This is a genomic window from Bradyrhizobium sp. CB1015 (assembly GCF_025200925.1).
GTDB lineage: Bacteria > Pseudomonadota > Alphaproteobacteria > Rhizobiales > Xanthobacteraceae > Bradyrhizobium.
This window is the reverse complement of sequence record NZ_CP104174.1, coordinates 4,206,954-4,229,238: the sequence shown is the minus strand read 5'-3', so window position 1 is coordinate 4,229,238 and position 22,285 is coordinate 4,206,954. Positions and strand designations below refer to the sequence as shown.

21 protein-coding genes are annotated in these 22,285 nt (G+C 65.6%); 8 read left to right on the top strand and 13 right to left on the bottom strand.

What is annotated here, in order from left to right; genetic code table 11:
- Positions 1-18: 18 nt before the first annotated feature.
- The 8 genes from N2604_RS19350 to N2604_RS19315 form a co-directional block, all read right to left on the bottom strand.
- A complete protein-coding gene (locus N2604_RS19350; protein ID WP_260369869.1) occupies positions 19-486 on the bottom strand; it encodes a MarR family winged helix-turn-helix transcriptional regulator in 468 nt (155 codons plus the stop codon).
- 25 nt (positions 487-511) lie between these two features.
- Positions 512-1,216, bottom strand: a complete 705-nt coding sequence (locus N2604_RS19345; protein ID WP_260369868.1) for an ABC transporter ATP-binding protein — start codon at positions 1,214-1,216, stop codon at positions 512-514.
- Complete coding sequence (locus tag N2604_RS19340; protein WP_260369867.1) at positions 1,213-2,004, bottom strand: ABC transporter ATP-binding protein; 792 nt, start codon at positions 2,002-2,004, stop codon at positions 1,213-1,215. The genes N2604_RS19345 and N2604_RS19340 overlap by 4 nt, the downstream gene beginning before the upstream one ends.
- Positions 2,001-3,890, bottom strand: coding sequence for an ABC transporter permease (locus tag N2604_RS19335; RefSeq protein ID WP_260369866.1), 1,890 nt, complete (start codon positions 3,888-3,890; stop codon positions 2,001-2,003). Before N2604_RS19335 ends, N2604_RS19340 begins: the two co-directional genes overlap by 4 nt.
- Before the next feature lie 149 nt (positions 3,891-4,039).
- On the bottom strand, positions 4,040-5,242 hold the full coding sequence (locus tag N2604_RS19330; protein WP_260369865.1) for an ABC transporter substrate-binding protein: 1,203 nt from the start codon (positions 5,240-5,242) through the stop codon (positions 4,040-4,042).
- 32 nt (positions 5,243-5,274) lie between these two features.
- Complete coding sequence (locus N2604_RS19325; RefSeq protein ID WP_025035619.1) at positions 5,275-5,859, bottom strand: amino acid synthesis family protein; 585 nt, start codon at positions 5,857-5,859, stop codon at positions 5,275-5,277.
- A 27-nt stretch (positions 5,860-5,886) separates the two neighbouring features.
- Positions 5,887-6,783, bottom strand: a complete 897-nt coding sequence (locus N2604_RS19320) for a UPF0280 family protein (protein WP_260369864.1) — start codon at positions 6,781-6,783, stop codon at positions 5,887-5,889.
- Positions 6,780-8,237, bottom strand: coding sequence for a 6-hydroxynicotinate reductase (locus N2604_RS19315; RefSeq protein ID WP_260376252.1), 1,458 nt, complete (start codon positions 8,235-8,237; stop codon positions 6,780-6,782). The genes N2604_RS19320 and N2604_RS19315 overlap by 4 nt, the downstream gene beginning before the upstream one ends.
- Positions 8,238-8,504: 267 nt before the next feature.
- On the opposite strand from N2604_RS19315, the gene N2604_RS19310 reads away from it, so the two are divergent.
- On the top strand, positions 8,505-8,987 hold the full coding sequence (locus tag N2604_RS19310; protein ID WP_260369863.1) for a (2Fe-2S)-binding protein: 483 nt from the start codon (positions 8,505-8,507) through the stop codon (positions 8,985-8,987).
- Positions 8,987-12,514, top strand: coding sequence for a molybdopterin-dependent oxidoreductase (locus tag N2604_RS19305; protein ID WP_260369862.1), 3,528 nt, complete (start codon positions 8,987-8,989; stop codon positions 12,512-12,514). Before N2604_RS19310 ends, N2604_RS19305 begins: the two co-directional genes overlap by 1 nt.
- On the opposite strand, the gene N2604_RS19300 is transcribed toward N2604_RS19305, so the two are convergent.
- Positions 12,511-13,479: a catechol 2,3-dioxygenase gene (locus tag N2604_RS19300; protein WP_260369861.1), complete on the bottom strand. Its 969-nt coding sequence runs from the start codon at positions 13,477-13,479 to the stop codon at positions 12,511-12,513. The genes N2604_RS19305 and N2604_RS19300 overlap by 4 nt on opposite strands.
- A 416-nt stretch (positions 13,480-13,895) precedes the next feature.
- Between N2604_RS19300 and N2604_RS19295 the strand changes: the two genes are divergently transcribed.
- The 3 genes from N2604_RS19295 (at position 13,896) to N2604_RS19285 (ending at position 16,947) form a co-directional block, all read left to right on the top strand.
- Complete coding sequence (locus N2604_RS19295) at positions 13,896-15,635, top strand: ATP-binding protein (RefSeq protein ID WP_036001369.1); 1,740 nt, start codon at positions 13,896-13,898, stop codon at positions 15,633-15,635.
- Positions 15,636-15,851: 216 nt separating this feature from the next.
- The gene (locus tag N2604_RS19290; RefSeq protein ID WP_260369860.1) at positions 15,852-16,433 is read left to right on the top strand and encodes a peroxidase-related enzyme; all 582 of its coding nucleotides are present in this window, start codon (positions 15,852-15,854) and stop codon (positions 16,431-16,433) included.
- Between the two features lie 10 nt (positions 16,434-16,443).
- A complete protein-coding gene (locus N2604_RS19285; protein ID WP_260369859.1) occupies positions 16,444-16,947 on the top strand; it encodes an MgtC/SapB family protein in 504 nt (167 codons plus the stop codon).
- Here the strand turns inward: N2604_RS19285 and N2604_RS19280 are convergent.
- From N2604_RS19280 to N2604_RS19270, 3 genes are all read right to left on the bottom strand, one after another.
- Positions 16,944-19,496 carry a cation-translocating P-type ATPase gene (locus tag N2604_RS19280; RefSeq protein WP_260369858.1) on the bottom strand — a complete coding sequence of 851 codons (2,553 nt, stop codon included), beginning with the start codon at positions 19,494-19,496 and terminating at the stop codon, positions 16,944-16,946. The two genes, N2604_RS19285 and N2604_RS19280, sit on opposite strands and share 4 nt — an antisense overlap.
- Entirely contained in the window at positions 19,493-19,660 is a 168-nt protein-coding gene (locus N2604_RS19275) for a hypothetical protein (protein ID WP_260369857.1), read from the bottom strand. The genes N2604_RS19280 and N2604_RS19275 overlap by 4 nt, the downstream gene beginning before the upstream one ends.
- 221 nt (positions 19,661-19,881) lie before the next feature.
- Positions 19,882-20,025 (bottom strand): hypothetical protein, encoded by a 144-nt coding sequence (locus N2604_RS19270; RefSeq protein WP_198399654.1) that lies wholly within the window; start codon positions 20,023-20,025, stop codon positions 19,882-19,884.
- 263 nt (positions 20,026-20,288) lie between these two features.
- On the opposite strand from N2604_RS19270, the gene N2604_RS19265 reads away from it, so the two are divergent.
- On the top strand, positions 20,289-20,444 hold the full coding sequence (locus N2604_RS19265; protein ID WP_165637160.1) for a hypothetical protein: 156 nt from the start codon (positions 20,289-20,291) through the stop codon (positions 20,442-20,444).
- 11 nt (positions 20,445-20,455) lie between these two features.
- On the opposite strand, the gene N2604_RS19260 is transcribed toward N2604_RS19265, so the two are convergent.
- Positions 20,456-21,085, bottom strand: coding sequence for a ParB-like protein (locus tag N2604_RS19260; RefSeq protein WP_260369856.1), 630 nt, complete (start codon positions 21,083-21,085; stop codon positions 20,456-20,458).
- 326 nt (positions 21,086-21,411) lie between these two features.
- Between N2604_RS19260 and N2604_RS19255 the strand changes: the two genes are divergently transcribed.
- Positions 21,412-21,753, top strand: a complete 342-nt coding sequence (locus N2604_RS19255) for a hypothetical protein (protein ID WP_260369855.1) — start codon at positions 21,412-21,414, stop codon at positions 21,751-21,753.
- A gap of 234 nt (positions 21,754-21,987) precedes the next feature.
- Entirely contained in the window at positions 21,988-22,275 is a 288-nt protein-coding gene (locus tag N2604_RS19250) for an acyl carrier protein (protein WP_007592476.1), read from the top strand.
- Positions 22,276-22,285 lie beyond the last annotated feature (10 nt).

Here is a 22,285-nt window from a genome sequence, read left to right as displayed (position 1 = left end):
ACGGTGAGAGATCGAAGTTCACCTCAGCTTGTTCAGCAGCGCCATCAGCGTGTCGCGCTCTTTCGCATCGAGCGGCGCCAGCGTCTCGCGGGTGATCGCCAGGGCGTTCGGCGCGAGCTTCTCGGCAAGCTGCTGACCGGCGCGGGTCAGGCTCACCAGCAGGCGGCGGCCGTCCTCCGGATCCTGGCTGGTTTCGGTGAGGCCGCGCGCGGTCAGGCGATCGATCACGCCCTTGATGGTCGCGACGTCCATCGCCGTGAGGCGCCCGAGCTGGTTCTGCGAGCACGGCCCGGTCTCGGCGAGCTTCGAAAGCGCCGCCCATTGCGTCGGCGTCAGATTGGTGCCGATGTCGCGGGCGAAGATCGAGCTGTGGCGCTGCCAGACCTGGCGCAGGATGAAGCCGACCTGTTCGTCGAGCACGTAAGGCGGCTTGTTGAGCGCCTTGGCCGGTTTGACGCTCTTCTTCGCCGCGACGCTTCTCGCCATCCGTCCCCCGCCCTTCCCCTTGCCGTCACAACGACAGATGCGCGTCGCGGATGTCCGGACGCGCGTCGAGCTCGGCCATGGTGCCGCCGAAGCAGATGCGGCCGCGCTCGATGATATAGGCGCGGTCGGAGATCAACCGCGCAAAGTGCAAATTCTGCTCGGAGACGACGATGCTGACGCCTTCATTCTTCATGGTCAGGATGGCATCGACCATCTGCTCCACGATCTTCGGCGACAGGCCCTCTGACGGTTCATCCAGCAGCACCAGCGACGGATTGCCCATCAGCGTGCGCGCGATGGTGAGCATCTGCTGCTCGCCGCCGCTCATGCGTCCGCCCGGGCGGTTCTTCATCTCGCCCAGGTTTGGAAACAGCGCGAACAGCTTTTCGCGCGTCCAGTGCGGCGCGTTCGGACGCTTCGGCTGGCGGCCGACTTCGAGATTCTCTTCCACGGTCAGGTCCGTGAAGATGCGCCGTTCCTCCGGCACGTAGCCGAGGCCCTCGCGCACGATCTCGTGGGTCGGCTTCGACGAGACGTCCTTGCCCTCGAACGTGATGCGGCCGGAGCGCTGCGCGACGAGCCCGACGATCGAGCGGAACGTCGTCGACTTGCCGGCGCCGTTGCGCCCCAGCAGCGCCACCACCTCGCCCTCGCCGACCTCGAAGCCGATGTCGAACAGGATATGCGCCGGACCATAATGGCTGTTGAGGTCTTGCACCGTGAGCTTCATGCCGATGCTCCCTCGCGGTGGCGGGCATCGTAGACCAGGCCCTCGCCGAGATAGACCGCCTGCACCTGGGGATTGCCGCGCACTTCCGCCGGCGAGCCCTCCGCGATCAACGTCCCGCGATTGAGCACGATGATGCGGTCGGCATGCTCGAACACCACGTCCATGTCATGCTCGGTGAAGAGCACGCCGATGGATTTCTCCCGGGCAATGCCCGCGGTCAGCCGCATCAATTCAACGCGCTCGCGCGGTGCCATGCCGGCCGTCGGCTCGTCCATCAGCAGCAGTTTTGGCTGGTTGGCGAGCGCGACTGCAAGCTCGAGCCGCTTGAGATCGCCATAGGCAAGCTCGCCGCAGGGCCGGTCCGCATAGCCGCCCATGCCGACCAGCTCGAGCAGGCGGCCGGCCTCGTCACGATCGAACTTCGGTGCCGAGCCGAACAGATTGAACAGCTGCTTCCCATGCGAGATCAGCGCGACCTGGACGTTCTCGCGCACGGTCATGGTGGCGAAGGTCGCGGTGATCTGGAACGTGCGCCCGACGCCGAGCCGCCAGACCTCGCGCGGCTTCCGGCCCGTGATCTCTTCGCCGAGCAGGCGGACGTGCCCGCTATCAGGCTTGTTCTGGCCGTTGAGCATGTCGAAGCAGGTGCTCTTTCCCGCGCCGTTCGGACCGATCAGCGCCAGGATCTCGCCGGCCCGCAGTGAGAACGAGACGCCGCGCACGGCATGGATGCCGCCATAGGATTTGGTCAGGTCTTCGACCGCGAGAAGTGGAGGTGCGACACTCATTCGGCAGACTCGATCGGCTTGGCGAGCAAGGGGGATCCCGGCGGCGATGCTTTCTTCCGGCGCTGCGCCAGCATCTCCAGCATGCCGACGATACCCTTGGGGAAGACGACGACGATCAGCATGATGAAGCCGCCGAGCACGAGCTTCGACAGATCGGTCTGGCTCACGAGCCAGATGTTCAAAGCCTTGTAGACGATGGCGCCGATCACCGCGCCCGACACCGTCTCGACACCGCCGAGCAACACCATGACCAGCGCGTCGACCGACAGCGAGATGCCGAGATTGTCGGGGAACACGCTGCCCTTGAGATAGGCGAACAATGCGCCGCCGATGCCGGCGGTCGTGCCGGAGATCACGAAGGCGGTCCACTGGATGCGCTTGGCATCGATGCCGATGGCTTCGCTGCGCAGACCTGAGTCGCGCGTGGCACGAAGCGCGTAACCGAACGGCGAGAACACCATGGCCCGCAGCGCGACTGTCACCAGCGCCGCGACGCCGAGCGCAAGCCAGTAGAAGCGCGACGGACTTGCCGCCCAGCTCGATGGCCAGAGACCCAGAATGCCGTTGTCACCGCCGGTTACGTTCACCCACTGGAACGCGATCGACCACACGATCTGCGCGAAGGCGAGCGTCAGCATCGCAAAATAAACGCCGGAGAGCTGCACCGCGAAGAAGCCGAACACCGCCGCGCCCATGCAGCCGAGCAGCGGCCCGAGCAGCAGGCAGACGATCATCGGCAGTCCCGCCATCTTGGCAAGGAAAGCAATGCCATAGGCGCCGAGGCCGAAATAGGCGGCGTGACCGAACGAGGCGAGGCCGCCGACCGACATCAGGAAGTGCAGGCTGACGGCGAAGATCACGAAGATCGCGATCTCCGAGCCCACGGTCAGCAGATAATTGCCGGCGAACAGCGGCAGCGTCGCCGCGATGACGAGCGCTACCAGCGAGGCCAGCCGCTCGTTCGACGTCAGCGGCCGCCAGGGATTGACGGTGAGGCCCGGCGTCTTGCGCGCAGCCGCCTCCGGCTTGCCGAACAGGCCCCAGGGACGCACGATCAGAACCACCGCCATCACCAGGAAGACCAGGATGATGGAGATCTTCGGGAAGATCAGGATGCCGAAGGCATTCAGCTCGGAGACCAGCACCGCCGCGACGAAAGCGCCGACGATGCTGCCAAGGCCGCCGATCACGACCACGACGAACACCTCGACGATGATCCGCAGATCCATGGCGTGATGCACGGCATCGCGCGGGATCTGGAGCGCGCCGCCGAGCGCTGCGAGGAAGACGCCGACGGCAAATACGCTCGTGAACAGCCATTTCTGATTGACGCCGAGGGCTGCCACCATGTCGCGGTCCTGCGTCGCCGCGCGCACCAGCACGCCCCAGCGCGTGCGCTGGAACAGCAGCCAGAGAATGCCGAGCACGACGGGGCCGAGCACGATCAGAAACAGATCGTAGCTCGGAATGTTCTGGCCGAAGAAGTCGATGGCGCCCTTGAAGCCCGGCGCGCGGCGGCCGACGAGATCGTCCGGCCCCCAGATCAGCACCACGAGATCCTCGACCATCAGGGTCAGGCCGAAGGTCGCGAGCAGCTGAAACAGCTCGGGCGCATGATAGATGCGCCGGAGCAGCACCATCTCGACGATGACGCCGATCAGCGCCACCGCGAACGCGGCCAGCACGATGCCGCCCCAGAAGCCGAATGCGCCGGACAGGCGCTCGGTCAGCGTGAAGGCGATGTAGGCGCCGATCATGTAGAAGGCGCCATGCGCGAAATTCACGATCCGCGTCACGCCGAAGATGATCGACAGGCCCGACGCCACCAGGAACAGCGACGCTGCGCTGGCGAGACCGGTCAGAAACTGTACGACGTAAAAGGCCATCTTCGGTCCGGGTTAGTTAAGTCTGAGTTCTGGGCTTCATCCTTCGAGACGGCGCTCCGCGCCTCCTCAGGATGAGGTCCGGGACCCTCATGGTGAGGAGCGCGGCGACGCCGCGCGTCTCGAACCATGAAGGCCCCGGTGTCTATGCATCAATCCTTCGGACGCAGCTTCTCGACTTCGGCATCACCAGGCAGATAGTCCGCGCCCTTCTTGTAGGACGAATCCACCATCACGCCCTTGCCGTCCTTCAGCGCGGTCTTGCCGACGAAGGCCCCTAACGTCGACTGGTGGTCGATCTTGCGGAAGGTGATCTCGCCGAACGGCGACGGCGTCGACAGCCCCTCCGCCGCAGCGATCAGCTTCTCCGGATCGGTCGAGCCAGCCTTCGTCAGGATCGCGGCCGCCGACTTGATGGTCTGGTAACCGACAATCGAGCCGAGACGCGGATAGTCGTTGTACTTGGCCTGATACGCCTTCAGGAACGCATCATGCTCGGGCGTCTTGATCGAGTACCAGGGATAGCCGGTGACGATCCAGCCCTCCGGGGTCTCGTCCTTGAGCGGATCGAGATATTCGGGCTCGCCGGTCAGGAAGGAGACGACCTCACGCCCCTTGAACAGGCCGCGGGTGTTGCCTTCGCGCACGAGCTTGACGAGGTCGGCACCGAACGTGACGTTGAGGATCGCTTCCGGGTTGGCGGCGGCAACCGCCTGCACCACCGGGCCGGCGTCGATCTTGCCCTGCGGCGGCCATTGCTCGTCGACCCATTGGATGTCGGGGCGCTTCTCCGACATCAGCTTCTTGAACACCGCGACCGCCGACTGGCCGTACTCGTAGTTCGGCGCGATCGTTGCCCAGCGTTTCGCCGGCAGCTTGCTGGCGGCCTCCACCAGCATCGCCGCCTGCATGTAGTTGGAGGGACGCAGGCGGAAGGTGTATTTGTTGCCCTTGGACCAGGTGATGGCGTCCGTGAGCGGCTCGGCTGCGAGGAAGAACACCTTCTTCTGGTTGGCGAAGTCAGAGACCGCAAGACCGATGTTCGACAGGAACGTGCCGGCGAGCATCGCCACGCCCTCGCTGGAGACGAGCTCGTTGGCCGCGGTCTGCGCGTCCGCCGGCTTGCCGCCGTCGTCCTTGGAGACGACGACGAGCTTCTTGCCGTTGATGCCGCCGGCCGCGTTGATTTCCTCGACTGCAAGCTGCCAGCCCTTGCGATAGGGCTCGGTGAATGCCGGCAGCAGCGAATAGCTGTTGATCTCGCCGATCTTGATGTCCTGCGCCAGGGCCGAATGAGCCATGCCGCCCGCCAGAAGCGCGAAGGCCGCGCCGACGAAGTAACTTCTTGCTCGCATCCCAACCTCCAATTTGAACTCGCTTACGACCTCTATCTTAGACCGTCTTCGCCTTTGATCTCCGCAACCGTGAGCCCGCCGACGCGCGGCAGCGGACGGCCGCTGTCGGTGACGGCGACCGCGACCATGATCTCGTTGGCGCGCGGCGCGTCGTTGATCTGTACTTCCATGCCGTCGAAGTGACTGCGCACGAAGGCTGCGTCCTTGTGCCCGAGCGGAATGTCCAGCGTGGTGCCCGGGCCGCTGCGCTTCTTCGACGACGGGATCAGCGCCGCGCCCTTGCCCAGAACTTTACGCACCGGCGCGCCCATCTTGGGATGGAGGATGGCGGCGGCATGCTCCAGCTCGCCGTTCTCGCCGACGGCCGCGGCCTTGCCGTAGCTGTGCGCCTTGGCACCATCGATGCCGAGCGCGGCCACCGCGCGTTTCGACAGGAGCTCGCCCAGCTCCTCGCCGATCGCGATCAACGGCGAAAGATCCTCGACATATTTTCCGGCAAACGGATTCTCGATGACGGCAATCGCCGCCGCACGCCGGGTCGGGGGTGATACCTGTCGGCCCATCTCCATCTGCGTCTCTTCGACCACAGTGACGATCTTGCGGATGATCGCGCTCATGGCTGCTTCCTCTGGACACTTCCCTGTTCAGGCATGAACCGCGTTCTCCAGCTGACGCGGGCGCGATCCTAGCCGCTCAATATCTTTCGGTCCGATGACAAGCATATCACCACAAAGCTGCAGCACGGCACCCTCGATCAGCCGACGATCGAATAAATGCCGTGCACATTCCGCGCCAGATTCGAGCGCGGCGGCGATCTCATTGTGAGACAGCTCGCCGACATCGCGCGTCACGAGCCGCGCGCCCAGATCGCTGTCAGGCTGAAGCTCGTTCGCAGGCCTTCGGATGATTGCGGGATGCCCGGGCAGATCGACGGCATTGGCGATCACGGTCGCGGCCGCATCGGCCTGCGAAGCGGTTGCGGCCAGCACGGTCACGGCATCGGCGATCCCGAGCGAAAAGCTGCGGCCGTGCCGGCCGCTGGTCGCGACACCCCGCACCGGATCGTCCGCATCGATCCGCATCGTCCGCATCACGCCGTCGCGGTCGGGCCGATCCATCAGGCCGACTGAAAAATGCTCGCCCTTGGCGAGATGAAGCGCGATGTCGCCGCCATTGTTGACGTAAGCCCGATCGAGCGTCGCATCGCGCAGCATCGCAGCCAGAATTTCGTCCGCGACGCTACCGGCAACGGCCGCCATCGGCGTGATGAAGCAATCGGCGGCATAGGGCGCCACCGCGGCATGCATGCGGCGCGCGACGACGCCCTTCAGCGACGTTTTCTCCTCGGCCGCCGCACGCAGCTCCGGCAGCTCCGCGCAAAGCTCGTCGAGCAATCCGGTGAACCGCAGCGCCGCAGCCTGATAGGCGGCCCGCACCGCATCCGTACGTCCCCTCGCCTCCACGATCAGATCGATCGGTCCATCCTGCAAATGCAGCCGCCGGCCATCAGACAGCAATGCGATTTGCGGGCGCCTGGTCATGTGCGGGGCCCCGGAATCGGGTTCTGCCAGGGCAATTGGCGGACATCGTCGCCGTTCTGCACCTCGGACAGCGGCTTCACATAATCCATGTGTCCGCCGAGCGCGGCATAGTCGGACAGCTTCATCGTGAACTCGATCGGCGCGACCAGGGCCGGTGTCGGCACATAGCCGAACGCGCCTGACGGCATCTGGGTGACATCGACCATGTAGGTGATGCCGCCGCCGGGCCAGACATAGACCGGCGCACCGCCGCTGGTGACGCGCGTCAGCGCGTCCTTGACTGAGCGGGTCAAACGCACCGGGTTGTCGGTGACGCCGGCGCGCAGCGAGCCGCCCGCGCCCGCCATGAACAGCACCGTGCACAGCGCGGGCTCGCAGTTCTCCTGGATACGCTCGACCGAAAACTTCAGGTCGGCCGGCATCTCGGTCTCGACCGGCTTCAAGGCCTCGTCGAGCACGTAATAGGACGAATGCTCGCCCGTGGTGGAGACCATCAGCATGGTCAGACCGGGCTTTGCTTCCTTGGGATCGAATGGGCCCAGGATCGACAAGGGATCGGAGATGTTGGTGCCACCCCAGCCCGTGCCCGGATCGGCCACCTGGAAATAGCGGCCGGGCGTCGAGCGACGGCCCTTCATCTTGATGCCGGTGTCGGCGATGTCGAGCAGCTTGCCGGCCTGATGCTCGCTCAGCACGCCGGTGATGTGGTCGTCGACCACGACGACCTCGTCCACCTTGCCGTGCCATTGCTTGGCGAACATGCCGATCGTCGCCGAGCCGCAGCCGACGCGCATGCGCTCTTCCTTCACGCCGTTGACGATCGGCGGCTGGCCGGCCTGCACCACCACGGTGGCGCCGCCATCGATCGTGAGCTCCACCGCCTTGCAATTGGCGAGGTCCATCAGCGTGTCGCAGGTGATCCGGCCCTCCTTCTTGGAGCCGCCGGTGAGATGATGCACGCCGCCGAGCGAGAGCATCTGCGAGCCGTATTCGCTGGTGGTGACATGGCCGACCGCCTCGCCCTGCGCGCGCACGGTCGCGGTCTCCGGGCCGAGATAGCGGTCGGTGTCGATCTTCACCTTGATGCCGCAATAGGAGAAGATGCCCTCGGTGACGACAGTCACCATGTCGACGCCGTCGACCTCCGCGGAAACGATGAACGGCGCCGGCTTGTAGTCGGGATAGGTCGTGCCCGCGCCGATCGCCGTCACGAAAGTCGAGGGCTCATGGACGATCTTGCCGTCCCAGTCCTCGGTGCGGCTGAACGGGACGAGCTTGCCGCCGTGCGAGACGGTGCGCTCCAGGATGACGTGCGGATCGACACGGACGAGCTTGCCATCGTGATTGGCATAGCGGTCGCAGGCCCCCGCCGCGCCGGGCTTGATGTAGCACATCACCGGACAAGCATCGCAGCGGATCTTGTCGATGACGGCGCTCGTCGTTTCTGTCACCATGTCGGAGCCGGCGGACATCGCAGTTATCATTCGTATACGAACGATGTTGCGCGCGGTGCCCCGGGGCTGTCAAGCGGCGGTGCAGCGCAAAAGATGCCGCTGCCGCATAAAACCTCATTTGCCTATCTGCCCTGTCCACAAAGAAGGCAGTCGCGCTGCAGTGCGGCATGCACGGCTTGCACGTTTGTGTACAAACGGTATCGTCGCGGCGGCGGCGGATTTTCGCGATTGCATGATCTTGGTATTGTCTTGGGCTTGGGAACGAGGATGACGCAGACACCGATCCGCCTCACCGTGAACGGCAGGATCCACGAGGTCACGGCAGCGCGGGACACGCCGCTGCTCTACGTGCTGCGCAACGACCTCGCGCTGAACGGCCCGAAATACGGCTGCGGCTTGGGGGAATGCGGCACCTGTACTGTCCTGATCGACGGACGAGCGGCACGCTCCTGCGTGATTCCGGTGAGCGGCTGCGCCGGGCGCGACATCGTGACGCTCGAAGGCCTCGGCACCCGCGACCAGCCCGACGTCGTGCAGCAGGCCTTCATCGACGAGCAGGCCGCGCAATGCGGCTACTGTCTCAACGGCATGATCATGACCACCAAGGCGTTGCTCGCGATCAATCCACAGCCGACCGAGCAGGAGGTGCTGGCGGCGCTGCGCTACAATCTTTGCCGCTGCGGCACCCATATCGAGATCCTCCGCGCGGTGATGCGCGCATCGGGCCAGCTCACCGAGGCCGCAGATTGATGGCCTCCCTTGTTTCGAACGGAGCTGAGCGCGCGGGTTCGCTCATCGTCGCGCGCAGCGTGGACGAGGTCACATCGGAAACCTTCATCCGCATCACCGCGGACGGTTCGGTCACGGCCTATAATGGCCATGTCGATCTCGGCACCGGTATCCGCACTGCGCTGGGCCAGATCGTCGCCGAAGAGCTCGACGTCTCCTTTGCCCGAGTCGTCGTCGTGCTCGGCGACACGGCCGTGGTGCCGAACCAGGGCGCGACGATCGCGAGCGAGACCATCCAGATCACCGCAGTGCCGCTGCGGAAGGCCGCGGCGCAAGCGCGGCACTTTCTGATCACGCGCGCGGCGGAACGCCTGGACTTGCCGGAAGCCGAGCTCAAGATCGAGGACGGGCTCGTTCGCGGCCACGACAACCGCAGCATCAGCTATGGCGAGCTCATCGGCGACGAGGCGATCCGCCTCGAGCTGGCCGACGACGTGCAGCTCAAGCCGGTCGGCGACTACGCCATCGTCGGCCACTCGGTGCCGCGCGTCGATCTACCTGCCAAAGCCACGGGCGAGCTGACCTTCGTGCACGACGTCCGCGTATCAGGCATGGTGCATGGCCGCGTGGTGCGGCCGCCCTATGCCGGCGTCGATGCCGGACCGTTCGTCGGCACCAGCCTGATCGCTGTGGACGAATCCTCCGTGCGCGACATTCCTGGCCTCCTGGCCGTGGTGCGGATCGGCGATTTTGTCGGCGTCGTCGCCGAGCGCGAGGAGATTGCGATCCGTGCGGCAGAGCGGCTCAAGGTGAGCTGGAAGCCGACGCCGACGCTGACCGACCTCGCCGATGTCGAGACCGCGCTGCGCGCCAATCCATCGACACCGCGCACGCTGATCGACAAGGGCGACGTCGAAGCCGCGATCTCGGGCGCGGCCAAGCCGATGCAGCGCACTTACGTCTGGCCGTATCAGATGCACGCCTCGATCGGCCCCTCCTGCGCCGTCGCCGATTATAGCGACGGGAACATCCGCGTCTGGTCGGGCACGCAGAATCCCCACGTGCTGCGCAGCGATCTGGCGCTGCTGATCGAGCGCCCCGAGAGCGAAATCGAGGTGATCCGACTGGAGGCCGCCGGCTGCTACGGCCGCAACTGCGCCGACGACGTCACCGCCGATGCGCTCCTGCTGTCGCGCGCCGTTGGCCGTCCCGTCCGCGTGCAGCTGACGCGCGAGCAGGAGCACGCCTGGGAGCCCAAAGGCACTGCACAACTCATCGACGTCAATGGCGGCCTCAGCGCTGACGGCAGCATTGCTGCTTACGACCTTGCCACGCGCTATCCCTCGAATGCCGCGCCGACGCTGGCGCTGCTGCTGACCAGCCGCCTCTCGCCGGAGCCCGCGGTGCTCCAGATGGGCGACCGCACCGCGATCCCGCCCTACGATTACGAGCACATGCGCGTGGTCGCCCACGACATGTCGCCGATCGTCCGCGCATCCTGGTTCCGCGGCGTCTCGGCCCTGCCGAACACTTTTGCGCATGAATCCTATATCGACGAGGCTGCAACCGAAGCCGGCGTCGACCCAATCGAATATCGTCTTCGTTATCTGAAGGACCCGCGCGCGGTCGATCTGGTCAATGCGGTGGCCGAGCGTGCGGGCTGGACGCCGCGGCCGGTCCGCGAAGAGAAGGACGGCGATGTCGTGCACGGGCGCGGCTTTGCCTATGCGCTCTACGTGCACAGCAAGTTTCCGGGCTATGGCGCGGCGTGGTCGGCCTGGGTTGCCGACGTCGCGGTGAACAAGACGACCGGCGATGTCAGCGTGACGCGCGTCGTCGCGGGGCAGGATTCCGGGTTGATGATCAACCCGGACGGCGTGCGCCACCAGATCCAGGGCAACGTCATCCAGTCCACCAGCCGCGTGCTGATGGAAGAGGTCTCGTTCGAGCGCGGCGCGGTGGCCGCGCGCGAATGGGGCGCCTATCCCATTATCCCCTTCCCCGACGTGCCCAAGATCGACGTGCTGATGCTGCCGCGGCAGGATCAGCCGCCGCTCGGCGTCGGCGAGTCCGCCTCGGTGCCGAGTGCGGCGGCGATTGCGAACGCCATCTTCGACGCCACCGGCGTGCGCTTCCGCGAGCCGCCGTTCACGCCCGAGCGCATCCTCAAGGGATTGCACGGCGAAGCACCGGCGACGCCGCAGGCCCTGCCCGCGCCGCCAGCCCCGCCTCCGTCTCGCATCTGGGAGAACCCGTTCGCCAGGCGGGCCGGCATCTTCGCAACGATCGCAGCCGTATGCACCGCCGCGATCGGCATTGGCGCCGCGCTTCTGCCGGGACGCGCCATCGCGCCGATCGCGCGGCCCGATGCGTCGGTCTATTCAGCGGCAACGATCGCGCGCGGGGAGCAGCTTGCCGCGCTCGGCAATTGCGCCGAATGCCACACCGCCGTCGGCGGCGCACCAAACGCCGGCGGCCGCGCCTTGGCAACGCCGTTCGGCACGATCTACGCAACCAACATCACGCCCGACGTCGAGACCGGGATCGGCGCCTGGTCCTACCCCGCCTTCGAGCGTGCCATGCGGGATGGCCTGCATCGCGACGGACGCCAGCTCTATCCCGCCTTCCCCTACCCGCATTTTGCAAAGACCAGCGACGCCGATCTGCAGGCGCTCTACGCTTACCTGATGGCGCAGCCTGAGGTGCGCGCGTCGACGCCGGCCAACACGCTCGCCTTCCCGTTCAATCTCCGCCCGCTGCTGGCGGGTTGGAATGCGCTGTTCCACCAGGCGCGCGAGTTCAAGCCAGATCCCGCCAAGTCCGAGCTGTGGAATCGCGGCGCCTATCTGGTCGAGAGCCTCGGTCATTGCAGCGCCTGCCATTCGCCGCGCAACGCGCTCGGCGCCGAGCAGCGCGAGGCCTATCTCGCCGGCGGCTTTGCCGAGGGCTGGGAAGCACCGGCGCTGACCTCGCTCTCGCAGGCGCCGATCCCGTGGAGCGAGGATGAGCTCTACGCCTATTTGCGCACGGGACATTCGCGTTACCACGGCGTCGCCGCCGGCCCGATGGCGCCGATCATCCGGGATCTCAGGGCTCTGCCCGATCAGGACATCCGTGCGATGGCGCTCTATCTCAACTCGTTCAACGACGCCGCGGTCGACCAACAGGCGCAGGATGCGCTCGCCACCAGGCTCGAGAGCGCGACCCAGGTCACAGTCGCGTCGTCGACCGGCGCGCGCCTCTACCAAGGCGCCTGCGCCGTCTGCCACGAGGTCGGCGGCCTGCCGCTGTTCGGCACAAGGCCTTCGCTCGCGCTCAACAGCAATCTGCACAGCGCCACCTCGGACAATCTGGTGCAAGTGATCCTGCACGGCATCGCGGAGCCCGCCTCGAGCGATCTCGGCTACATGCCCGCCTTCAGGAACAGCATGAGCGACGCGCAGATCGAGCAGCTCGTCAGCTTCCTGCGCCGGCAGTTCGCACCTGGCAAGCCGGCCTGGACCGGCGTGCGCGAGACGATCGAAAAGGTGCGCGCGTCTGCCAATTAGCCGTGCTTCTTCACCTCCACCGGCGGCGTGCCGTGGGTGTGGAAGGACTCGATCGTCTTCAATCCCCAGGCCTGGCCCTTCTTGCGCTCCTCCTCGGTCCACACGATCGGCTTCCAGTCGGGCGCGAGGATGAGGCGTGCGCCGGCATTGGCGACTTCGACGCGGTTGCCGCCGGGCTCGTAGACGTAGAGGAAGAAGGTCTGCTGGATCGCGTGCTTGTGCGGCCCGGTCTCGATGTGCACGCCGTTCTCGAGAAAAATGTCGGCGGCGCGCAGAATCTCCTCGCGGCTGTCGAGGGCGTAGGTGACGTGGTGGAAGCGGCCCGGCACGCCCGAATGATCGAGCGAATAGGCGAAATCGTAGCTCTTGTTCGACATCGTCAGCCACATCGCAGCTTCACGGCCGTCGTTGAGCACGATCTGCTCGGTAAGGCGGCAGCCGAGATAGGTCTCGAAGAACTCGCGGTTGGCCTTGATGTCGACGGCGAGGCAGTTGAGATGGTCGAGGCGGCGGACATTGACGCCGCGGGCGGGAAAGCGCTGTGCCTGGTTCTTCAGCGCAGGCTTGAGTTCGGGCGGCGCCTGATACCATTCGGTCTCGTAATAGAGCTCGACGATATGGCCATCGGGATCGCGGCAGCGGAACGTCGGCCCCTGCCCCATGTCGCCGTCGATCCAGCCGATGTCGAAGCCGGATCCCTTCAGTGCGGCGACGCGCCGCTCCAGCGCCTGCTGGCTGCGCGCACGCAGCGCCATGTGGCCCATGCCCGAGGTCTTGGATGCCGTGAGCTTGAGCGAATAGCGCTCGTAATCGTCCCAGCCGCGCAAATAGACCGACTCACCCTTCTGTCCGCTGACCGTCATGCCCATGACATCGACGAAGAATTTCAGGCTTTCGTCCGGCTTCGGCGTCAGCAGCTCCATGTGGCCGAGATGGGCGAGATCGAGGATCGGTTCGGGCTGCATGGTTTCCTCCTGGAGCATGGCTGCGATCCGCCTGACCGGGCGGCGCGATTGAGACGCGCACGGCACAACGCGCGGGCGGGCCTTGCGTGCGGTGCCCTCATTTGTACTAATGTACAAATCATTAGGTCCCGTCAACAAAAGCAGCCAGCGTCCCTGCTGCGAATGGGGCCTGACCGGACCGATGGGCGGACGAAAGGCCTGCTCGAATGGTAAACTCTTCCTTAAGGACCGGCCTAAAGGTCCGGAAATGCAGTCTTTTCACGGTGATTCCGCCCATGAGCAGGCATTGGCGACAAGGCTCCGGACCGAATTACCACGGATTTAACGGAGCGGGCGCGCCCGGCGTTTAACCGTTTGTGCAGCGACGGCCGGCCATAGTCCGGGCAAATCCCTTGCTCTTGCCAGGTTCATTGATCGTGACATCCTTTGGACGCGTGATTTCGGTTCGCGGATCGCTCGCCCGGGTCGGGCTTCTGGCGGAAAGCCGGATGCCGATCTCGGAGGTGCGGGCGACCGTCGGCCGTTTCGTCAGCATTCGTTGTGCCAGCTCGGTCATCGTTGCGATGATCACGGAGGTCTCCTGCGAGAATCTGTCGAGCTCGGACAATTACATCGCCATCGCCTCGGTCGACCTGCTCGGCGAGATTCTCAATGCCGCGGACAAGGCCAAGTTTCAGCGCGGCGTCACCAACTATCCGACCATCGGCGATGCCGTCGACCTGATCACCAGCCAGGAGTTGCGCACGATCTACGCGCCGACCGGCTCGGACCAGATCAATGTCGGCTTCCTCCAGCAGGACCGCTCGGTCATCGCCTATGTCGACGTCGAGGAAATGCTGTCCAAGCATTTTGCGGTGCTGGGATCGACCGGCGTCGGTAAATCGACCGGCGTCTCGCTGCTGCTCAACGAGATCCTGAAGGCGCGGCCGAACCTGCGCATCTTCCTGCTCGACGTGCACAACGAATATGGCCGCTGCTTCGGCGACCGCGCGCTGGTGCTCAACCCGCGAAACCTGAAGCTGCCGTTCTGGCTGTTCAATTTCGAGGAAATCGTCGACGTGCTGTTCGGCGGCCGCGCCGGCGTGCCGGAAGAGCTCGACATCCTCGCCGAGGTGATCCCGCTCGCCAAGGGCGTCTACACCCAGTACCAGAACGCCGATCGCATCGGCCTCAAGCGCATCGATCCCAAGCAGATCGGCTACACCGTCGATACGCCGGTGCCCTATCGCCTCGTCGACCTGCTGTCGCTGATCGACGAACGCATGGGCAAGCTCGAGAACCGCTCCTCGCGCATCATCTATCACAAGCTGATCTCGCGCATCGAGGCGGTGCGCAACGACCCGCGCTACGCCTTCATGTTCGACAACGCCAATGTCGGCGGCGACACCATGGCCGAGGTGATCAGCCATCTGTTCCGCCTGCCCGCCAACGGCAAGCCGATGACGGTGATGCAGCTCGCCGGCTTTCCGGCCGAGGTGATCGATTCGGTCGTGTCCGTGCTCTGCCGCATGGCCTTCGACTTCGGCCTGTGGAGCGACGGCGTCTCGCCGCTGCTGTTCGTCTGCGAGGAGGCGCACCGCTATGCCTCCGCCGACCGCAACATCGGCTTCGGCCCGACCCGCAAGGCGGTGTCGCGCATCGCCAAGGAAGGCCGCAAATACGGCGTCTATCTCGGCCTGATCACCCAGCGCCCGGCCGAGCTCGACGCCACCATCATCTCCCAGTGCAACACGCTGTTCACGATGCGCCTCGCCAACGACCGCGACCAGGCGCTGTTGCGCGCCGCGGTGTCGGATGCCGCCGCGAACCTGCTCTCCTTCGTGCCGTCGCTCGGCACCCGCGAGGTGCTGGCGTTCGGCGAAGGCGTGGCGCTGCCGACGCGGCTGCGCTTCAAGGAGGTGCCGCCGCACCAATTGCCGCGCGGCGAAGCCACCATCTCGAGCGTGCCGTCCGTCACCTCGGGCCACGACATGCATTTCGTCAGCGCCGTGCTCGAGCGCTGGCGCGGTGCCACCTCGCAGCGCGACGTGCCGAACGATCCGGTTTTCTCGGCGCCGCCGGCGAAGACGATGTCCAGCGTCGAAGCCCCGATGCTGCAGCCGTCGATGGGCCTCGACCCGGACCGCTTCTCGCTGCTGAAGAAGCCGCTGCGGTAGCACATCGCTCGTGTCCCGGACGCGCCGCAGCGTGCAACGCTGCTGCGCTGAGCCGGGACCGAGGCCCACGATCACCGCCCTTAGGCAAAGCTGGGCCCCGGCTCAGCAGCGCACCGCCGAAGAGGCGCTGCGCCGCGTCCGGGGCACGAGAGCGGCGCGTTGAGCCCGCCCCCCGCATCGACTATGGTTCCCGCCCCTAGCCCGGAATCCATGCCCATGACAAAGACCGCCACGCAACGCTTTCACGCCCCAGCCATCGACACGCTGCCCGACGACATCCGCACGCGTCTTCTTGCCGTGCAGGAGAAGAGCGGCTTCGTGCCGAACGTGTTCCTGACGCTGGCCTACCGCCCCGACGAGTTCCGCGCCTTCTTCGCCTATCACGACGCGCTGATGGAGAAGGACGGCGGCCTCACCAAGGCCGAGCGCGAGATGATCGTGGTGGCGACGTCGGCCGCGAACCAGTGCCAGTATTGCGTGATCGCCCATGGCGCGATCCTGCGCATCCGCGCCAAGAACCCTGTGATCGCCGACCAGGTCGCGATCAACTACCGCAAGGCCGACATCACGCCGCGGCAGAAGGCGATGCTCGATTTCGCCATGAAGGTCTCGGCTGACGCGCAGCGGATTTCCGATGACGATTTCGCGGCGCTCGCACCGCACGGCTTCAGCGACGACGACATCTGGGACATCGCCGCGATCTCCGCCTTCTTCGCGCTGTCGAACCGGCTGGCGAACTTCACGGGCATGCGGCCGAACGAGGAGTTCTATCTGATGGGCCGCCTGCCGAAGACATGATCGAGGCGCCATGACCGAGCTCGATTGGTCCGAAATCCTGCTGCGCCTCGGCACAGCGACGCTCGCCGGCGGCGCGATCGGCCTCAACCGCGACCTGCACGGCAAGCCGATCGGGCTGAAGACGCTCGGCATTGTCGGGCTCTCCACTGCGACCGTCGTGCTGCTCGCAGTCCAGTTCGCCGAGCCCGGCAAGATCACCGACGCAGCGAGCCGCGTCATCCAGGGCATCCTCACCGGGATCGGCTTCCTCGGCGCCGGCGTCATCGTCCACGAGAGCGAGCGTTTTCGCGTGCGCGGCCTGACCAGTGCCGCCTGCACCTTCCTCGCCGCCTGCCTGGGCATCGTCTGCGGCACCGGGCAATGGCGGATCGTTTTGGTCGCACTGACCTTCGCGTTCGTTCTGCTCACGATCGGTCGCCGTCTCGAGCGCTGGCTGCATCGTGCTCTTGGCGGCAAGGAGGATCCGCACCAAGCGGAGACCTTGCCGAAGGTGGATCGCCGCGAGGGCAGCTAGAATCGTAACCGCCGGCCCCAAAGCGGCTTCAGCAGTTCGAGCGCCGTAAGCACCAATAGTCCCGCGCCGAGCGTGATCATCAAATCGTCAACATGCAGCGGCCCGAAGCGAAACAGACCGGAGGCCGGCGGCCAGAACAAGGCTGTGGCGAGAACGAGCGCAATCAAGAGGAATATCCAGAGCAGCGCCGCGTTCGGACGGAAGAAGGCAGACAAGAAGGATGCGCTGAAGGATCGATTGACCAGCACCAGCGCGAGGACGCAGACGACGAGCGCAAAGAACGCGAGGGTGCGAGCCTCATCGGGCGGAAGGCCGGAACGAAGCGCTGCGACGAAGATCACGGCGATCAAGGCGAAGGCCATCGCGCCCTGCAGAATGCTCCAGGCGATCAGGGGCCACGAGAACAGCTCCGCGTCGGCACGCCGCGGCGGACGCTTCATGACGTCGCGCTCCTCCCGCTCGGCCTCGAACACCAGCGAGCAGACGGGATCGATGATCAGCTCCAGGAAGGCGATGTGCACCGGGCCGAGCACCAGCGGCAGCCCGAACACCAGGGGAAGCAGCGCAAGGCCCGCGATCGGAACGTGAACCGCGAAGATGAAGGCCATGGCCTTGCGCAGATTGTCGTAGATCCGGCGCCCGAGGCGGATGGATGCGACGATGGAGCTGAAATCGTCGTCGAGCAGGACGATCGAGGATGCCTCGCGGGCGACGTCGGTGCCGCGGCCACCCATCGCGATCCCGATATGGGCGGCCTTCAGCGACGGCGCGTCGTTGACGCCATCGCCCGTCATCGCAACGATCTCGCCGCCGCGCTTCAGCGCCTGGACGATCCGCAGCTTCTGCTCCGGCAGAACCCGCGCGAAGACGTTCACGTTCCTGACGAGTGTCTCGAGCTCGCTGTCGTCCGCGAGCTTGACCTGCTCCCCGGTTGCGACCTCATTGACGTCGAGCCCGGCTTGCCCGGCGATCGCCATGGCGGTCGCCGGATAATCGCCCGTGATCATGACGACCCGGATGCCGGCCGAACGGCATTCGCGAACCGCCTCCGGAACATGAGGCCGCAACGGGTCGGCAAGGCCGACCAGGCCAACGAAGCGAAATACGAAAGCCTCCTGGGATGCCGGCAATGAAGCGTCATCGCACACGGCAACCGCCAATCCCAGCACGCGAAGCCCGTCCTTCGCCATCGCGCCGACGGCAGTTTGCACGGCCTCCCGATCGGCCTGGTTCCGCCTGCACAGGCGCGCAATCGCTTCCGGCGCGCCCTTGGCGCATGCGATGAGGTCCGCCGTTGCGGATGTCCGCCAAACCTGGGTCATGGCGAGCAGCTCGGGGCGCAGACCATAGGTGCGCACCAGCGTCCGCCCGCCATCCATCGCATCGCCGTCCCGCAGGACATCACGCGCGAACACGTGCAGCGCCTTCTCCATCGGATCGAACGGCTCCGGAGAGCTTGCCAGCGCCCCGCAGCGCGCCAGTTCGGCGAATTCGGGCCCGACATGATCCTGTCCGGACGCCTCCGCACGCAGGCGCGTCCCATCGAGCAAGCGCAGCTCGGCGACCGACATCTGGTTCTGCGTCAGCGTTCCGGTCTTGTCGGTGCACAGGACTGTCGCTGAGCCGAGGACCTCGATGGCGGCGGCTCGCCGCGTCAGGACGCGGGCACGCGAAATCCGCCACGCGCCCATTGCCATGAACACCGTGAGCACGACGCCAAATTCTTCCGGAAGCATCGACATGCCGATGGCGACGCCTGCCAGCAGCGCCTGCAGCCAGTCGCCGCGCGAGACGCCGTAGAGCACAATCGCGGCCAGGCTGATGATGGCGCCGCCGAGAAAACAGAGCCGCACCAGCCTTGCGGTCTGTTGCTGAAGCCGCGGCGGCTCGGCCTGCAGGCCGCGAAGCGACAGCCCGATCTTCCCGATCTCGCTGCGCGGCCCGGTGGCCTCGACCAGCGCCAGCCCCTCACCGCGCACGACGAGCGAACCGGAATACACGAATGGCTGATCCTCACCGCCGGGCCGGTGACCGGCCGCTGTGACCTTGTCGGCGATCTTCTTGCGGACGGGCATCGACTCGCCGGTCAGCAGGGACTCGTCGATCTGCAAGTCCCGCGCCTCGACGAGCGCGGCGTCGGCGGGGACGCGATCGCCTTCACCGAGAACGAGAAGGTCGCCCTGCACGACCTCGCGGCCGGCAATTCGCCGGCGCGCACCGTCACGCACAACCAGCGCACGCGGGCTGGTCAGGTCGCGCAAGGCTTCCAGCACGCGCTCGGTCCGGGTCTCCTGCACCACCGTGATCACGATGGACATCGCCCCGAACGCCACGAGGATCAGCGCCTCCTTGAGATCGCCGAGCACAAGGTAAATCAGCCCGCCGCAAAGCAGCAGCAGGAGCATCGGCTCGCGCAGCACGTCCACCACGATGCGCAGCGGACTGCGTCGTTCCGGCCGAGGCAGTTCGTTGGGGCCGTCTGCCGCGAGCCTCGCCCGGGCCTCGGTCTCACTCAGGCCGGCCGCACTTGCGCGTTGCACATCGCTCACGACTTTCGACGCAAGCTCCAGAGGGTGCCGGCACCGACGATTGCGGTGGCGAGCAGGACGGCGACGAAGGTCTGGATGATGGTGAAATTCAGTGCGTCACGCGCGACGAACAGCGCCGTGATCGCGCCGGCGAGGACAAAGAGAATGCGAAAGATGACGCTCATGGCCGTGCCTCCAAAATCTGCATGACTTGGAGCCCGGGCCCTCGGCATCGGGGCGCAACGCTGTCTCTGCAACCATGCAGGCAGACCTTAGCCGGTCAGGGCGAGGCAGATTTGCGACAGGTCAAGCCTGACCCGGCCGTCATCGCTCGCAAGGTGCGACGCGATGTCCGCCTCGGAGCGCGCAGCCGCTGCATCGCTCACGGCTTGGCGGCGCTATGCCGCTAGCGCTTCGCCATCAACTCGAGCGCCGGAGCAAAGCGCTCCGCGAACGTCAACGTCTTGGCGTGGTGGACCGCGGCAAAGGATGCAGAGATTCCCGCCGAAGCGACCGCGAGCAAGGCAACTACGAAAGCCAGACGGCGCATGTTCGCCTCCTGTGTGAGCTCGACTACCCCATAGAGATGGGACGGCTCTGTTTCAGGACGGTGTCGTGGGCGCGGAAATTGATTTCGCTCAAGCGGCTGTGATGAGATCCGGCTTATCCGGGCGCATTCCGTAACCAACTAACTGGGGTGGACGTGTTTTGCAGCGCCGGGCGTGTTGGGTATTTCGTACCCGCGACCGCGATCCCAGGCACTGCGGCGACAAGCAACATTCGCTGGAATGGGAGTCATCGAGGACGACGCAAATGAAGATCGTGATCCAGAAGCTCAATGGCCTGTGGCACCTCATCGTCGGATCGTCCCAGATCCGAACGCCGTTCCTGGACACCCAGGACCGCGCGCTGGTGGTCACTTACGCCCGCCGCGCCTACCCCGGCGCCAGGATCTTCCAGCGCGACTGACGTAAATACTTTTAATCGTCGTCCGCCGGACCGCACCAGCCGGGCAGATAGATCGCGTTCTTGCTTCTGGCCGCGGCCATCGCCTTCTCCAGCGCCTTGTCGAAATCGGCCTCCACCGCCTTGCGCGAGACCTGCCGGCGCAGGAAGTCGGCCCACAGGAATTCGGAGAACGGCGTGGTGTCCTTGGCGAAGCCGCCCATGCGGCGCAATTCGCCGGCAAGGCTGCGGAACGGATCGTCCTTGAGGTCGGCGACCGATTTCGGCAGGTCGCGGAACGACCGCCGCTCGCCCTTGGCGTCGTAAGGATAGACCCAGCGTTTGTTGTCCATGACGCCCCAGAAAGCCTCGCGCTCCACCATCCTGAGGTCGCCGACGATGGTCACCAGCACCTCCTTGACGCCCTCGTCGTGCAGCGCGCGGCCGAGGTGATGATGGTCGATCACGTAGTAGCGTGCATCGGGGCCGTAAACGACGGGGATCATGTGCTTGCCGAGCAGATCCGCCTGCTTGTTCTTGCCATGCTCGCGCCAGCGCTTCCGCTTCTCCTTGACCTCGCGCATGCCGACCGTCATCTGCGTCGGCCGGAGCGACAGGATCGGAACCGGATGCACTCTCGGCTCGCGCGCGTTGGTCGTGGTCATGATCGAAGCCCCTCGCATGGATGCAACTAACGGTTCGGGTTCCCGCGACTATGCCATGGGCCCCGCGGCGGCAAAATCCGTTCGGAGCACGCGCAGATCACAAGTCGATACCGACCGGATGAAGGACGACCGCAATGGCTTTCGGGATGCCAGCGTTGCAGCCCAACGTGGGCCACCGGGGCGACGGCCGGTCCCCAGATCGCTGCACACCGGCCCGTGCACAAATGGTACGAACGCACGAATACACGCGGGCATTGAGAAGATTTTCTGCAACGCGTGCCTCACCTATGCTATCTAAATTGCCGCTTCGGAGTGGTCCTCGCCCCATGAACAACCAGCGGCCCATAAGCTCTGACGAGGAGCACCGGGTGCTCCAGTTCAGGCCGCGCACCCCGCCTTCCTCGGGGGTCCAGCGCGGCAATGGCACCGTGCAACCGCTGCGCGTCACGCCCGAACGGTTGGACCTGTCGCGCTACGAGCAGCCGCGCGCCGAGCCCAATAATTTCCGCCAGCGCATGCTTGCCAATATCGCGGCGCTGGCCTTCACCATCGCGCTGACGGCGATCGGTATCTGGCTCGCGGTCAGCATCGCCGACCTGCGCCGGACTCAGGATTGCGTGCTGATGGGCCGCCGCGACTGCGTCAAGATCACGACACCGCACATTTAGAACCGGCCCGGCACGGACCTCGCTGCGGAAGGGTCCCAGCCGGCATCCCCAGCCCTGTCCGTTGCTGTCCCCCGGGGCCTGCCCGGCTCCATTGAACTCAGGGCGGCGCTCCGATATACGGGCTTTCGACCCGGCCAGAGGGGGGTTTGAGGGCGTCATCAGGGGCGCGATGCCCAGCCACCGTGCCACTCTGGACAATCTGACAAATACCTACAATATATCAAAGGCTTAGTGATGTCATCCACATTCGATCAGGTCGCCACGATCATCGCTGAAACCTGCGACATCCCGCGCGACACGATCACGCCGGATAGCCATGCCATCGATGACCTCGGCATCGACAGCCTCGATTTCCTCGATATCGCCTTTGCGATCGACAAGCAGTTCGGAATCAAGCTGCCGCTGGAGAAGTGGACTCAGGAGGTCAACGACGGCAAGGCGACCACCGAACAATATTTCGTGCTGAAGAACCTGTGCGCCCGCATCGACGAACTGGTTGCGGCCAAGGGCGCGAGCGCCTAAGGGCGCAGTC